General features: G+C 60.4%; 12 protein-coding genes. 7 read left to right on the top strand and 5 right to left on the bottom strand.

What is annotated here, in order from left to right:
• Nucleotides 1–11: 11 nt before the first annotated feature.
• The 3 genes from J2X66_RS27160 to J2X66_RS27150 are packed head-to-tail and all read right to left on the bottom strand — an operon-like array spanning nt 12 to nt 2,685.
• A complete protein-coding gene (locus J2X66_RS27160) occupies nt 12–779 on the bottom strand; it encodes a heme ABC transporter ATP-binding protein (protein WP_310270852.1) in 768 nt (255 codons plus the stop codon).
• Nucleotides 779–1,762, bottom strand: coding sequence for an iron ABC transporter permease (locus J2X66_RS27155; protein ID WP_310270901.1), 984 nt, complete (start codon nt 1,760–1,762; stop codon nt 779–781). Before J2X66_RS27155 ends, J2X66_RS27160 begins: the two co-directional genes overlap by 1 nt.
• Before the next feature lie 50 nt (nt 1,763–1,812).
• Nucleotides 1,813–2,685 carry an ABC transporter substrate-binding protein gene (locus tag J2X66_RS27150; protein WP_310270849.1) on the bottom strand — a complete coding sequence of 291 codons (873 nt, stop codon included), beginning with the start codon at nt 2,683–2,685 and terminating at the stop codon, nt 1,813–1,815.
• A gap of 157 nt (nt 2,686–2,842) precedes the next feature.
• On the opposite strand from J2X66_RS27150, the gene J2X66_RS27145 reads away from it, so the two are divergent.
• Nucleotides 2,843–3,160 (top strand): Rieske (2Fe-2S) protein, encoded by a 318-nt coding sequence (locus J2X66_RS27145; protein WP_310270844.1) that lies wholly within the window; start codon nt 2,843–2,845, stop codon nt 3,158–3,160.
• Here J2X66_RS27145 and sfsA read toward each other — a convergent pair.
• The gene (gene sfsA, locus J2X66_RS27140; protein WP_310270841.1) at nt 3,157–3,870 is read right to left on the bottom strand and encodes a DNA/RNA nuclease SfsA; all 714 of its coding nucleotides are present in this window, start codon (nt 3,868–3,870) and stop codon (nt 3,157–3,159) included. The genes J2X66_RS27145 and sfsA overlap by 4 nt on opposite strands.
• Nucleotides 3,870–5,042 carry a pyridoxal phosphate-dependent aminotransferase gene (locus tag J2X66_RS27135; RefSeq protein ID WP_310270837.1) on the bottom strand — a complete coding sequence of 391 codons (1,173 nt, stop codon included), beginning with the start codon at nt 5,040–5,042 and terminating at the stop codon, nt 3,870–3,872. The genes sfsA and J2X66_RS27135 overlap by 1 nt, the downstream gene beginning before the upstream one ends.
• 332 nt (nt 5,043–5,374) lie before the next feature.
• Here J2X66_RS27135 and dksA point away from each other — a divergent pair, with 332 nt between their 5' ends.
• From dksA to J2X66_RS27105, 6 genes are all read left to right on the top strand, one after another.
• Nucleotides 5,375–5,815, top strand: a complete 441-nt coding sequence (dksA, locus tag J2X66_RS27130) for an RNA polymerase-binding protein DksA (protein ID WP_027924150.1) — start codon at nt 5,375–5,377, stop codon at nt 5,813–5,815.
• Nucleotides 5,816–6,003: 188 nt separating this feature from the next.
• On the top strand, nt 6,004–6,897 hold the full coding sequence (gene gluQRS, locus J2X66_RS27125; RefSeq protein ID WP_405046808.1) for a tRNA glutamyl-Q(34) synthetase GluQRS: 894 nt from the start codon (nt 6,004–6,006) through the stop codon (nt 6,895–6,897).
• A 77-nt stretch (nt 6,898–6,974) separates the two neighbouring features.
• A complete protein-coding gene (locus tag J2X66_RS27120) occupies nt 6,975–7,151 on the top strand; it encodes a hypothetical protein (protein WP_003176118.1) in 177 nt (58 codons plus the stop codon).
• On the top strand, nt 7,135–10,089 hold the full coding sequence (locus J2X66_RS27115; RefSeq protein WP_310270834.1) for an ATP-binding protein: 2,955 nt from the start codon (nt 7,135–7,137) through the stop codon (nt 10,087–10,089). The genes J2X66_RS27120 and J2X66_RS27115 overlap by 17 nt, the downstream gene beginning before the upstream one ends.
• Nucleotides 10,090–10,111: 22 nt before the next feature.
• A complete protein-coding gene (locus J2X66_RS27110) occupies nt 10,112–11,548 on the top strand; it encodes a sigma-54 dependent transcriptional regulator (RefSeq protein WP_310270831.1) in 1,437 nt (478 codons plus the stop codon).
• A gap of 739 nt (nt 11,549–12,287) precedes the next feature.
• On the top strand, nt 12,288–13,688 hold the full coding sequence (locus J2X66_RS27105) for a polynucleotide adenylyltransferase PcnB (protein WP_310270827.1): 1,401 nt from the start codon (nt 12,288–12,290) through the stop codon (nt 13,686–13,688).
• The last annotated feature ends 2 nt before the right edge of the window (nt 13,689–13,690 follow it).

Here is a 13,690-nt window from a genome sequence, read left to right as displayed (position 1 = left end):
CGATGACAGTCTCAGCGGGCGATGATCAGCGGATGCCCACGCTCCGGATGCTGCTGCACCAACACTTCCAGCCCGAACACGGCTTTGAGCGGCTCGGGTTTCAGGACCTGCTCCGGTGTGTCCAACGCCACGGGACGCCCCCCCTCAAGCAGTAACAGACGATCACAATACCGCGCCGCCAGGTTCAGATCATGCAGGATGACCAGCACCGCCGCGCCGCGATCGGCAAATTCGCGCACCGCTTGCAGGGTGGTGTGCTGATGCAGCGGGTCGAGCATCGAGGTCGGCTCATCGAGCAACAGCGTCTGCCCCGCCTCACCCGGCCAGAGCTGCGCCAGCACTCGGGCCAAATGCACCCGCTGACGCTCGCCGCCAGACAAGGCCAGATAGCTGCGACCACTCAGGTGACTGGCATCGGCGGCGTGTAGTGCGGCCGCGACAATCTCGTCATCGCGCGCTCGCCCACTTTGATGGGGCAAACGCCCCATGCCCACCACTTCTTCGACGCGAAAGGCAAAGTCCAGGGTCGACACCTGCGGCAGCACCGCCAGTCGCTGCGCACGCAGCGGTGCGGCCCAGTGACGCAATTCGCGATCATCGAGCCAGACGCTTCCATGATCGGCATGCAACTCGCCGCACAAGGCACCGAGCAAGGTACTTTTGCCGGCGCCATTGGGGCCGAGCACGCCCAGCACCTCGCCTGACCGAAGCTCAAGCGTGATGTCCGTCAGCACGGTCTTGGTGCCGCGACGGATGTGCAGGTTCTGCGCGCGCAACATCAGGCGCGTCTCCGGAGCAACAAGAACAGAAAGAACGGCGCGCCGATAAAGGCCGTAACAATGCCGATCGGTAACTCGGCCGGTGCCAGGGCCAGTCGCGCCACCAGATCGGCAAATAATAGAAGACTGGCACCGGCGAGTATCGAAGCGGGCAGTAACACTCGGTGATCAGGACCCGCGAGCAAGCGCACGAGATGCGGCACCACCAGGCCGACAAACCCGATCATCCCCGCCGCCGCCACAGCCGCGCCAACACCCAGCGCTGTACAGAACACCAATTCGCGCTTGAGCCCTTCGACGTCGATGCCTAAATGACCCGCCTCCGATTCCCCCAGCAACAACGCATTCAAGGCCTTGGCTCGACGCGGCAACCAGAGTGCCACACCCGCGCTGACCAGCAGCAACGGCCAGAGCCGCGCGTAACTGGCGCCATTGAGGCTGCCCAGATTCCAGAACGTCAGCGTACGCAAAGTCGCGTCGTCAGCCAGATAGGTGAACAAACCCACCGCCGAGCCCGCCAGTGCGGTCAATGCGATACCGGCCAACAGCATCGTCGCGACGTTGGTCTGGCCGTTGCGCCGGCCCAGTCGATACACCAGCGCAGTCACCCCGAGCCCACCGAGAAACGCACACACCGATAACAGATAAGGCCCGAAGGACTCAGGCAAACCGCCAAACGCCGAGCCGCCAACAATTGCGATGGCCGCCCCCAATGCCGCGCCGCTGGACACCCCCACCAACCCCGGATCGGCAAGCGGGTTGCGAAACAGGCCCTGCATTGCCACACCGGAGAGCGCCAGCACGCCACCCACCGCCAACCCCAGCAAGGTTCGCGGCAGGCGAATTTGCCCGACGATCAATTCGGCTTGCTCCAACCCATCCGCAGCAATCGGCAATCCGGCCAGGCGCAATGCGGCGTGCAGGGTGTCGAGCAACGGCAGACTGACCGGCCCTAGCGCCAGCGACAGCCAGATCGCCAGCACACACAGAAGGCTCAGGCCAATGAACAACGTACGAGGCTTAACCAGGACGGTCATTGGCCGGCCGTGCCAGGAAAGAAACCGTCAGACAGCTTTTTGAGGCTGTCCGGCAATCGTGGCCCCAGCCCGCCCACCAGCAACGTCGGATCCAGCTCCATGACCCGTCCGTCCTTTGCCGCACGCGTCGTGGACAGCATCGGGTTTTCCTTGAACAACGCGGCACGCGCCGCATCACCCGTCAGAGCCCGGTCGGAAAACACCAGCACCTCGGGGTCGAGGCTGATCAGCGACTCGACAGAAAACGGTTTGTAGCCGGTATGCGTGGCCAGGTTGTGGCCACCAGCCTGGCGCAGCAACCAATCGGCGGCGGTGTCCTTGCCAGCGATGAGCGGTTTACCGCCCGCGTGCCCGAGCAGCAACAGCACACCCGGTGACGGTTGCGTCAGCTGTGCCTTGGTCACGCGGATTTTTTGCTGAGCGAGTTGCTCCTGGTAACGCTGGTACGCTTGAACAGCCTGCTCTTCAGCGCCCAACAACTTGCCCAAATGCTGCAAGTTGCCCTGCAAGGTTGGCAGATCCGGCTGCGCCGAGAACAGCTCGACCTGCACCCCGGCATTACGAATCTGCGAGAGCACGGGCGGCGGGCCCATTTCTTCGGTGCCGATGAGGATCTGCGGGCGTAAGCTCAAGATGCCTTCCGCCGACAATTGCCGCTGATAGCCAATGCTGGGCAGCGCCTTGAGGCTTTCAGGATGCTGACTGGTGGTGTCGACGCCGACCAGTTTCGATTCGCCACCCAGCGCGCTTACCCACTCGGACAACGCGCCACCGGCACTGACCCAACGTTGCGGCAACTCGGCCGCTGCGGCGTGGTGACTGACGAGGAGTCCGACACAGAGCGCAGCAACGCGGGTACTCAGGCGCATAAACAGCTTCCTTAATAGTTTTCCCAGGCATCGAGATAACAGGCCAAGTATCCTCGGCGTCTGGCACCTGTACCCGACGGGCAAGGCGGCCATTTGATAATTGTTTGCATTTGAACGTCAAGCTCGGACATATCTGGTCACGAGCTAGAGGATAGACATGAAGTTTCTTTGTACAGGCGCCGAATTGGCTGACGCCAGCAGTCGCGGTTTCGACATCGACGGGCAGAAGCTCTTCGCCGTACGCCGGGGCGGCCAGGCCTACGTCTACATCAATCGCTGCCCGCACCGTGGCGTCGGTCTGGAATGGACGCCAGACAGCTTTCTCGACCCCAGCAACAGCCTGATCCAGTGCGCCACCCACGGCGCACTGTTTCTGATCGAAGACGGCGAATGCGTTTCGGGCCCCTGCGCCGGTCAATCACTGACCGCTGTGCCCTGTCGCGAAGATGCGCAAGGGCTCTGGGTCAGCCTTTAACCGTTGAGCAGCACGTCCAGACGTCGGTCGACGACCATTTCTTCATGGCTCAAACGCACGCCATAAGCCAGCACCTCGACGCCGCACGCGATGGCCTCACGCAAGGCTGCCGCGTAGGCCGAATCGATTTCTTCTGCAGGACGCACCGCGTCGATGCCGGTCAGGTTGACGCAATACAACTGCACCGCACGAATCCCGTCCCGGGCCAGGTGCGCCAATTCGCGCAAATGCTTGGCCCCGCGCTGGGTCACGGCGTCCGGAAACGCCGCCACCGACGACCCGTCGAAACCCAGGGTGACGCTTTTGACCTCTATATAAGCCGGGCCGCTGGGGTATTCGAGACGAAAATCGATGCGGCTGCTTTCCTGTCCGTAGGCGACTTCACGCTTCAGTTCAGTAAACCCGTTCAGTTCACTGATGACACCGGCACGCAGCGCCTCTTCGATCAACCCGTTGGCGCGGGCGGTGTTCACGCAAAACAAGCGCCCTTGCGGGGTTTCACCGACTTCCCAGGTGCCGGGTAACTTGCGCTTGGGGTCGTTTGAGCGGCTGAACCAGACTTGCCCGCCTTCGACCTGGCAATTGAGCATCGAGCCTGTGTTGGGGCAATGAATGGTCAGCAACTCGCCGCTAACGGTTTCGATATCGGCGAGAAAACGCTTGTAACGGCGGATGAGGCGACCTTCTTCGAGGGGAGGATGAAAACGCATCAGCCTTGCCAGCTCTTTAGGCCGCGAGCAATGCGCTCGACCGCTTCCTGCAAGCGCGGCAGGCTTTGGGTGTAGGCAAAACGCACGTGGTGCCCGGCCTGATAACGCCCGAAATCCAGCCCCGGGGTGATGGCCACGTGTTCGGTTTCCAGGAAATGCCGGCAGAACGCGAAGGCATCTCCGCCGAACTTGCTGATATCAGCGTACAAATAGAACGCGCCTTCCGGCTCTACGGCAATCCCGAAACCCAACTCGCGCAGGGCCGGCAGGAGGAAATCGCGACGACGACCAAATTCGGCGCGGCGCTCTTCCAGAATGCTGATGGTCGCTGGCTCAAAACAGGCCAGAGCGGCGTGCTGAGCCATGCTCGGCGCGCTGATGTAGAGATTTTGCGCGAGTTTTTCCAGCTCGCCGACGGCCGCTTCCGGCGCCACTAGCCAGCCGAGACGCCAACCGGTCATGCCGAAATACTTGGAAAAACTGTTGAGCACGAACGCATTGTCATCGACTTCCAGCACGCTGGCGGCATCGGTGCCGTACGTCAGGCCGTGATAGATCTCGTCCACCACCAGATGGCCGTGACGAACCTTGATCGCCGCAGACAGCCCCGCCAGTTCGTCGCGGGTCAGGATGGTCCCGGTCGGATTGGCCGGGGATGCGACCAAAGCACCGACGCTGTCGTGGTCCCAATGCCGTGCGACCAGATCGGGGGTCAGCTGATAACGCACGTCCGGACCGACAGGAACAAGCTGTGCCGCGCCTTCTACCAGTCGCAGAAAGTGCCGGTTACAGGGGTAGCCCGGATCCGCCAGCAGCCAGTGTTTGCCCGGGTCCACCAGCAAGGCGCTGGCCAGCAACAAGGCCCCCGAACCACCGGGGGTGATGAGGATTCGCTTGGGGTCAATGTTCAACCCGTACCGTTGCTGATAAAAATTGGAAATCGCCTCGCGCAACTCGGGAATGCCCCGCGCCGCGGTGTAGCGGGTCTTCCCCGCCGTCAATGCGGCTTGGCCAGCCTGGATGATCGGCTCGGCGGTGGTGAAGTCCGGCTCGCCGATTTCCAGGTGGATCACGTCGTGGCCAGCGGCCTGCAACTCATTGGCCCGCGCCAGCAGCGCCATGACATGGAAAGGTTCAATCGCACGACTGCGAGCACTGTAGGACTGGGCCATTAGCCTTCCTTCAACGGGAAAAGAACCGATTCTACCCAAGCGCAGGAACGAGCGAGAACCTAAAGCGGTCACACCCCTTAGAACCTTGGCCATAAACGACTCAAACGAGTACCCCAGGTTTGACTAAAATCAATATTTGATCAGGCCTCCAACACCACCAGGCAAGGCTTTGCAATGATTTGCAAGCCCCGCGGGCCACTACCTCGACATCCGGGAGTAGCGCGCCCCGATTTGATCTGGTAAGTTCGCCCGCTTGCAGCCGCAGGGCCGGCAGGTGTCGGTGATGGAGCAATCCTGCGCAATGGATTACAAGAGTAGAGGCGGTCTATTTCATGTCCACCCAAGCAAAGCAGCAAACCACGACGATCAGCGGCTTCGAACCCTACAAAGAAGTCAAGGGCGAGGAGTACATGGGCAAACCCATGCGCGCTCACTTCACCAAGATCCTGAACAAGTGGAAACAGGACTTGATGCAGGAAGTCGACCGTACGGTTGATCACATGAAAGACGAAGCGGCCAACTTCCCGGACCCGGCAGACCGTGCCAGCCAGGAAGAAGAGTTCAGCCTCGAGCTGCGTGCCCGCGACCGCGAGCGCAAGCTGATCAAGAAGATCGACAAGACGCTTCAGCTGATCGAAGACGAAGAATATGGCTGGTGCGAGTCTTGCGGCGTCGAGATCGGCGTCAAGCGACTGGAAGCCCGCCCTACCGCCGACATGTGCGTTGACTGCAAGACCCTGGCGGAAATCAAGGAAAAGCAAGTCGGCAAGTAATATCGACTTGAACGAAAAACGGAGCGTGCGAACGCTCCGTTTTTGTTTCTGATCTTTGCCTCTGCGAGGAACCCTGCTCGCGAAAGCGATGAATCAGCCAACATCGATGTTGCGGCTGATGGCCTCTTCGCGAGCAGGCTCGCTCCCACAGGTGACTGGCGCAAGCCCGGAAAAGTAACATTGCCCTCATGACTGCCATCGCCACGCCCTACATCGGGCGCTTCGCCCCCACGCCCAGTGGCCATTTGCATTTCGGTTCGCTGGTCGCTGCACTGGCCTCGTACCTCGACGCTCGCTCGGTAGGGGGGCGGTGGCTGATGCGCATGGAAGACCTCGACCCTCCACGGGAAGAACCCGGCGCCCAGGCAGCGATTCTCAAGGCACTGGAGAGCTACGGTTTCGAGTGGGACGGTGAAATGGTTCGTCAGAGCGACCGCCACGAGGCTTATGCCGAAGTGCTCAATCGCCTGTTCAGTCACGGCCTCGCTTACGCCTGCACCTGTTCGCGCAAACAACTGGAGGCGTATCACGGCATTTATCCGGGACTGTGCCGCAACGCCGGCCACGCCACCGAAGACGCGGCCATTCGCCTGCGCGTACCCGAGCTGGAATACCACTTCATCGACCGCGTGCAAGGCGAATACCGCCAGCATTTGGGCCGCGAGGTCGGCGATTTCGTCATTCGCCGTCGCGACGGGCTCTACGCCTATCAACTGGCCGTGGTGCTGGACGATGCCTGGCAAGGCATCACCGACATCGTACGCGGTGCCGACCTGCTGGACTCGACGCCGAGACAGCTCTATCTGCAAGAATTGCTCGGCCTGCGACAACCGCGTTACCTGCACATCCCGCTGATTACCCAGCCCGATGGCAACAAACTCGGCAAATCCTACCGCTCGCCCCCGCTGACCGAAGATCAAGCGACGCCTTTATTGCTAAGGGCATTGCGCGCACTCGGACAAAAACCCGGCACCGAACTGGCTTATGCCAGCCCACGGGAAGTGTTGAATTGGGGCATTGCCCACTGGGATGCGTCGCTTATCCCGCGCACACTGAACCTGCCCGAGGCGCAACTGCAGTGATCGCACTTGCAGTGGCGCCCCCATCCGTTACCATCGCCGCACGTTTTCGGGCACGCGCATAAAAAAGAGAGGCCGGGATGTACATCTATCGCTTGGTCCTGCTCCTGGTAGTGGGGATTTATCTGTTTTCCCCGGCCATCATGGATTGGTGGATCGACGCCACTGGCGCCTGGTATCGCCCTTATCTGCTCTGGCTGATTCTGATCGTCGTGACCTTCATCCTGCAGAGCCAAAAAGATGCCGATGAGCTTTAGCCTGACCCAGATGATCCTGATCAGCGCTGCCTACCTGGCAGTGCTGTTCGGCGTGGCCTGGGTCAGTGAACGGGGCATGATTCCCCGGGCGATCATTCGCCACCCGTTGACCTACACCCTGTCATTGGGCGTCTACGCCAGTGCCTGGGCGTTTTACGGCACGGTGGGCCTGGCCTATCAGTACGGCTACGGCTTCTTGTCCAGCTACCTCGGGGTCTCCGGCGCATTTTTGCTGGCGCCGGTGCTGCTGTACCCGATCCTGAAAATTACCCGGACCTATCAACTGTCGTCGCTGGCCGACCTGTTCGCGTTCCGGTTCCGCAGCACATGGGCCGGCGCGCTGACCACGATTTTCATGCTGATCGGTGTGTTGCCCCTGCTGGCCCTGCAGATTCAAGCGGTCGCCGACTCCATCGGCATCCTCACCCGCGAACCGGTGCAGCATCGGGTCGCCTTGAGTTTCTGCGCACTGATTACCCTGTTCACCATCTTCTTTGGCTCGCGCCACATCGCGACCCGCGAGAAACATGAAGGCCTGGTGTTCGCCATCGCCTTCGAGTCGGTGATCAAGCTGATCGCCATCGGCGGCGTCGGCCTGTATGCGTTGTACGGCGTGTTCGACGGCCCTCAGCAGCTGGAACTGTGGCTGCTGCAAAACCAGACCGCCCTCGCCGCTCTGCACACGCCACTGCAAGAAGGGCCATGGCGCACGCTGCTGCTGGTGTTCTTCGCTTCGGCGATTGTGATGCCGCACATGTATCACATGACCTTCACCGAAAACCTCAACCCGCGCTCGCTGGTCAGTGCAAGCTGGGGCCTGCCCCTGTTCCTGCTGCTGATGAGCCTGGCAGTGCCGCTGATTCTCTGGGCGGGCCTGAAACTCGGCGCCACCACCAATCCCGAATACTTCACGCTCGGCATCGGCATCGCCGCCAACAGCAAGGCCTTGGCACTTTTGGCGTACGTCGGCGGCCTGTCGGCGGCGAGTGGCCTGATCATCGTCACCACCCTGGCGCTGTCCGGGATGGCCCTGAACCATCTGGTGTTGCCGCTCTATCAGCCACCGGCCGAAGGCAACATCTACCGCTGGCTGAAGTGGACCCGCCGGGCGTTGATTGTGGCGATCATCATGGCCGGCTACGGGTTTTACCTGCTGCTGGGTGCAGAACAGGATCTGGCCAACCTCGGCATCGTCGCGTTTGTCGCCACGCTGCAGTTCCTGCCCGGTGTCCTGTCGGTTCTGTACTGGCCGACCGCCAACCGCCGCGGTTTCATTGCCGGTTTGCTCGCAGGGATCCTGGTGTGGCTGGTCACGATGTTGTTGCCGCTTGTGGGCAATCTGCAGGGCTTTTACATCCCGCTGCTGAACATGATCTACGTGCTGGATGACACCAGTTGGCACATGGCGGCGATTGCCTCGCTGGCCGCCAACGTGCTGATGTTCACCCTGATCTCGCTGTTTACCAACGCCAGCCCGGAAGAAGCCAGCGCCGCCGAAGCCTGCGCCGTGGATAACGTACGCCGCCCGCAACGCCGAGAATTGCACGCCGCTTCCCCGCAGGAATTCGCCACGCAGCTGGCAAAACCCTTGGGCGCCAAAGCGGCGCAAAAAGAAGTCGAACAGGCGCTGCGTGATCTCTACCTGCCGTTCGACGAGCGCCGGCCTTACGCCTTGCGCCGCCTGCGTGACCGCATCGAAGCCAACCTGTCCGGCCTGATGGGCCCGAGCGTGGCGCAGGACATGGTCGAAACCTTCCTTCCCTATAAGGCCGGCGGCGAGAACTATGTCACTGAAGACATTCACTTCATCGAAAGTCGTCTTGAGGATTACCACTCGCGCCTGACCGGCCTGGCCGCCGAGCTCGACGCCTTGCGCCGCTACCACCGCCAGACCCTGCAGGAACTGCCGATGGGCGTCTGCTCACTGGCCAAGGATCAGGAAATCCTCATGTGGAACAAAGCCATGGAGGAGCTGACCGGGATTGCCGCGCAACGTGTGGTGGGTTCGCGCCTGAGCACCATTGCCGATCCGTGGAAGGAACTGCTGCAAGGCTTCATCAATCTGCCCGACGAGCATTTGCACAAACAGCACCTGGCCCTCGACGGCCAGACCCGCTGGTTGAACCTGCACAAAGCCGCAATCGATGAACCGCTCGCACCGGGTAACAGCGGCTTGGTGTTGCTGGTTGAAGACCTGACCGAAACCCAGATGCTCGAAGACAAACTGGTGCACTCCGAGCGTCTGGCCAGCATCGGTCGACTCGCCGCCGGTGTGGCCCATGAAATCGGCAACCCGATCACTGGCATCGCCTGTCTGGCGCAGAACCTGCGCGAAGAGCGCGAAGAAGACAGCGAACTGAAGGAAATCAGCGGGCAGATCCTGGAGCAGACCAAACGCGTGTCGCGCATCGTCCAGTCGCTGATGAGCTTCGCCCACGCCGGCAGTCACCAGCACAGCGATGAGCCCGTCTGTCTGGCCGAAGTGGCGCAGGATGCCATCGGTTTGCTGGCCCTGAACCGGCGCAATTTCGAAGTGCAGTTCTATAACCTGTGCGACCCCGATCACTGGGTCGAAGGCGATCCGCAGCGACTCGCCCAAGTACTGATCAACCTGCTCTCAAACGCCCGCGACGCCTCGCCTCCAGGCAGCGCAGTGCGGGTGAAAAGCGAAGCCGGCGAACACACGGTCGACCTGATCGTGGAAGACGAAGGCAGCGGTATTCCTAAGAACATCATGGATAGATTGTTCGAACCTTTTTTCACCACCAAGGATCCTGGCGAAGGCACCGGTCTGGGCCTTGCACTGGTCTATTCCATCGTTGAAGAGCATTATGGACAAATCACCATCGACAGCCCGGCTGATGTTCAAAGCCAACGCGGCACCCGTATCCGGGTGACCTTGCCGCGTCATGTCGAAGCGACGTCCGCTGTGAACTGAGACCGTCGAGAGTATCGAATCAATGCCGCACATTTTGATCGTCGAAGACGAAACAATTATCCGCTCCGCCTTGCGCCGCCTGCTGGAACGTAACCAGTACCAGGTCAGCGAAGCCGGTTCAGTGCAGGAAGCACAAGAACGCTTCACCATTCCCACGTTCGACCTGATCGTCAGTGACCTGCGTCTGCCGGGCGCTCCGGGCACCGAGTTGATCAAACTCGGCCAGGGCACGCCGGTGCTGATCATGACCAGCTACGCCAGCCTGCGTTCAGCGGTCGACTCGATGAAGATGGGCGCGGTGGACTACATCGCCAAGCCTTTCGATCACGATGAAATGCTCCAGGCTGTCGCCCGTATCCTGCGTGATCGGCAATCGTTGCCGGCCGGTGGAGAAGCGCCTGCTGGCAAAGCCGCTAATGGCTCCGCAAAAGCAGGCGTCGACAACAATAATGGCGAAATCGGCATCATCGGCTCGTGCCCGCCGATGCAGGACCTTTACAGCAAAATCCGTAAAGTCGCGCCGACCGATTCCAACGTGTTAATCCAGGGCGAATCCGGCACCGGTAAAGAACTGGTGGCGCGTGCCCTGCACAACCTGTCCAAGCGCGCCAAGGCGCCGATGATTTCGGTGAACTGCGCGGCCATTCCGGAAAGCCTGATCGAGTCCGAGCTGTTCGGTCACGAAAAAGGTGCATTCACCGGCGCCAGCGCCGGGCGAGCTGGTCTGGTGGAAGCAGCGGACGGTGGCACGCTGTTCCTCGACGAGATCGGTGAACTGCCTCTGGAAGCCCAAGCCCGTTTGCTGCGCGTGTTGCAGGAAGGGGAAATTCGCCGGGTGGGTTCGGTTCAATCGCAAAAGGTCGATGTCCGTTTGATCGCCGCGACGCACCGGGACCTCAAGAGCCTGGCAAAAATCGGCCAGTTCCGTGAAGACTTGTATTACCGCCTCCACGTGATCGCTCTGAAACTGCCGGCCTTGCGCGAGCGTGGTGCGGATGTCAACGAAATCGCCAATGCCTTCCTGGCGCGACAGAGCGCGCGGGTCAACCGCACCGATCTGAAATTCGCCCCGGATGCCGAACAGGCGATTCGTCATTACTCCTGGCCGGGTAACGTTCGCGAGCTGGAAAACGCTGTCGAGCGCGCGGTCATCCTCTGCGAGAGCCCGGAAATTTCTGCCGAGCTGCTGGGCATCGACATCGAATTGAGTGGCCTGGAAGAGGACGAGTTCATCGGCCTGGCACCGCAACAGGGCAGCAATGGCAGTAACACCAGCCATGAGCCGACCGAAGACTTGTCGCTGGAAGACTATTTCCAGCATTTCGTCCTCGAGCATCAAGACCACATGACCGAAACCGAGCTGGCGCGCAAACTCGGGGTCAGCCGCAAATGCCTGTGGGAGCGTCGTCAGCGCCTGGGCATCCCGCGGCGCAAGACCGGGGTTGCCAGCGAAAGCTGAATGTCACCTGTCCGAGGTGTGGGTAACACGTGACTTCGTGAAAAAACTGTTACCCCAGATTTTTCACGTAACAGAAGCCGGGGCTTACGGTAACGAAGCCCCGGTTTTTTTTGGCCTCGAAAAACCCCACGAACCGACCTAACCCCTTGTTTTACTGGGGTTCGCAAAAGTTGGCACGCACCCTGCTATATGTTTGGTACAAGAACAATAACAAGCAATGCATAACATAATAAAAATAAGACGAATCGACTCACGCACAATAAAAACAAGACGGCGAGAGGCGCAGCTAACTGATTCTTTTGGAGAGGCGTTGTATTTGGGGCTTGCCCCACGACCAGGCCGAGAATAATAAAAAACTGTCCTAAGACAGTGCCTGAACTGGTTGGATCGCAAGATCACTGCAGCACAGCGACCAAAGCAATCCGTTTGCTCTTGGCTCCCGATTGGGAGGGTCATGAAGGAAAAGCTTCATGACGAGGGCACTTAACAAAAACAAAAAGCCCGAAACCAATAATAAAAATAGAGCATGCAACTACTTCTTGGGGAGCTTCGGCTCCCCTTGTAGTTTCTACGATTCGAAAAACCTACCCCAATCCGCTTTGTTTTTCGCTTGAAGCCTGCGGCCTACAGCTCATATCTGCTGTGTCCTACACCATCCCTCGACTAAATGCTAGAATCCCCGCCCATCATGCGGTCATTCTTCTGTTATGGCCGAACATTCCTTCAAACAGTGCATCCCATGCTGAAGAAGCTGTTCCAGTCATTCCGTTCTCCCAAGCGTCATACGCAACACATTCGCAGTACGCCTGAAGTGCTCAACAGCGGCCAACACTCGCTGCAAAAGGCCCAATTCAGCCGTTACGCGGTGAATATCGTCGAACGCCTGCAGAACGCCGGTTACCAGGCTTACCTGGTCGGCGGCTGCGTGCGTGACATGCTGCTCGGCATCACGCCGAAAGATTTCGACGTCGCCACCAGCGCCACACCTGAACAGGTGCGCGCCGAATTCCGCAATGCGCGGATCATCGGTCGCCGATTCAAACTGGTGCACATTCACTTCGGTCGCGAAATCATCGAAGTGGCGACCTTCCGCGCCAATCACCCGCAAAACGACGAGGAAGAAGACAGCAACCAGTCTTCCCGTAATGAAAGCGGGCGCATCCTGCGCGATAACGTCTATGGCACCCTGGAAGAAGACGCGCAACGCCGCGACTTCACCATCAACGCGCTGTATTACGATCCGGTCAGCGAGCGCATTCTCGATTACGCCAACGGCGTACACGACATCCGCAATCATCTGATTCGCCTGATTGGCGACCCGAAACAGCGCTACCAGGAAGACCCGGTAAGGATGCTGCGGGCCGTGCGGTTTGCCGCCAAGCTGAATTTCGGTATAGAGAAACACAGCGCCACGCCGATTCGCGAACTGGCACCGATGCTGCGCGAGATCCCGTCGGCGCGCCTGTTCGAAGAAGTGCTCAAGCTGTTCCTCTCCGGCCACGCCGCGGACACCTTCGAGATGCTGGTCGATCTGCAGTTGTTCGATCCGCTGTTCCCGGCCAGTGCCGAGGCGCTCGAATACAACCCGACGTACACCCACACCCTGATCAGCGATGCGCTGGTCAACACGGACCTGCGCATCAAGCAGAACAAACCGGTGACTCCGGCGTTCCTGTTTGCCGCCCTGTTGTGGCCTGCCCTGCCGGCTCGCGTCTTGCGTCTGCAAGAACGTGGCATGCCGCCGATTCCGGCCATGCAGGAAGCCGCTCACGAGCTGATTGCCGAACAGTGCCAACGCATCGCCATCCCGAAACGCTTCACCATGCCGATCCGCGAAATCTGGGACATGCAGGAGCGCCTGCCACGTCGTAGCGGCAAGCGCGCCGATCTGTTGCTGGAGAATCCGCGGTTCCGTGCCGGTTACGACTTCCTGCTGCTGCGCGAAAGCGCCGGTGAGCAGACCGATGGCCTGGGCGAGTGGTGGACGGATTATCAGGACGCCAATGACAGCGAACGTCGCGACATGATCCGCGACCTCAGCGGCAAGGAAGACGGCACCGGCGCACCGCGCAAACGTCGCCGCAGCGGTGGCGCCAAGCGTAAACGCGCCGCCGGCGCACCGAGCGTCTCGGGCGAGTAATC

The organism is Pseudomonas sp. 3296 (genome assembly GCF_031456615.1).
GTDB classification, from domain to species: domain Bacteria; phylum Pseudomonadota; class Gammaproteobacteria; order Pseudomonadales; family Pseudomonadaceae; genus Aquipseudomonas; species Aquipseudomonas mucoides.
This window is presented reverse-complemented; position numbering and strand designations above follow the sequence as displayed.

Coding starts and splice junctions, on each gene's coding strand:
- J2X66_RS27160 (WP_310270852.1), bottom strand. CDS start 779: ATGTTGCGCGCGCAGAACCTGCACATCCGTCGCGGCACCAAGACCGTG.
- J2X66_RS27150 (WP_310270849.1), bottom strand. CDS start 2,685: ATGCGCCTGAGTACCCGCGTTGCTGCGCTCTGTGTCGGACTCCTCGTC.
- J2X66_RS27145 (WP_310270844.1), top strand. CDS start 2,843: ATGAAGTTTCTTTGTACAGGCGCCGAATTGGCTGACGCCAGCAGTCGC.
- sfsA (WP_310270841.1), bottom strand. CDS start 3,870: ATGCGTTTTCATCCTCCCCTCGAAGAAGGTCGCCTCATCCGCCGTTAC.
- J2X66_RS27135 (WP_310270837.1), bottom strand. CDS start 5,042: ATGGCCCAGTCCTACAGTGCTCGCAGTCGTGCGATTGAACCTTTCCAT.
- dksA (WP_027924150.1), top strand. CDS start 5,375: ATGTCCACCCAAGCAAAGCAGCAAACCACGACGATCAGCGGCTTCGAA.
- gluQRS (WP_405046808.1), top strand. CDS start 6,004: ATGACTGCCATCGCCACGCCCTACATCGGGCGCTTCGCCCCCACGCCC.
- J2X66_RS27120 (WP_003176118.1), top strand. CDS start 6,975: ATGTACATCTATCGCTTGGTCCTGCTCCTGGTAGTGGGGATTTATCTG.
- J2X66_RS27115 (WP_310270834.1), top strand. CDS start 7,135: ATGCCGATGAGCTTTAGCCTGACCCAGATGATCCTGATCAGCGCTGCC.
- J2X66_RS27110 (WP_310270831.1), top strand. CDS start 10,112: ATGCCGCACATTTTGATCGTCGAAGACGAAACAATTATCCGCTCCGCC.
- J2X66_RS27105 (WP_310270827.1), top strand. CDS start 12,288: ATGCTGAAGAAGCTGTTCCAGTCATTCCGTTCTCCCAAGCGTCATACG.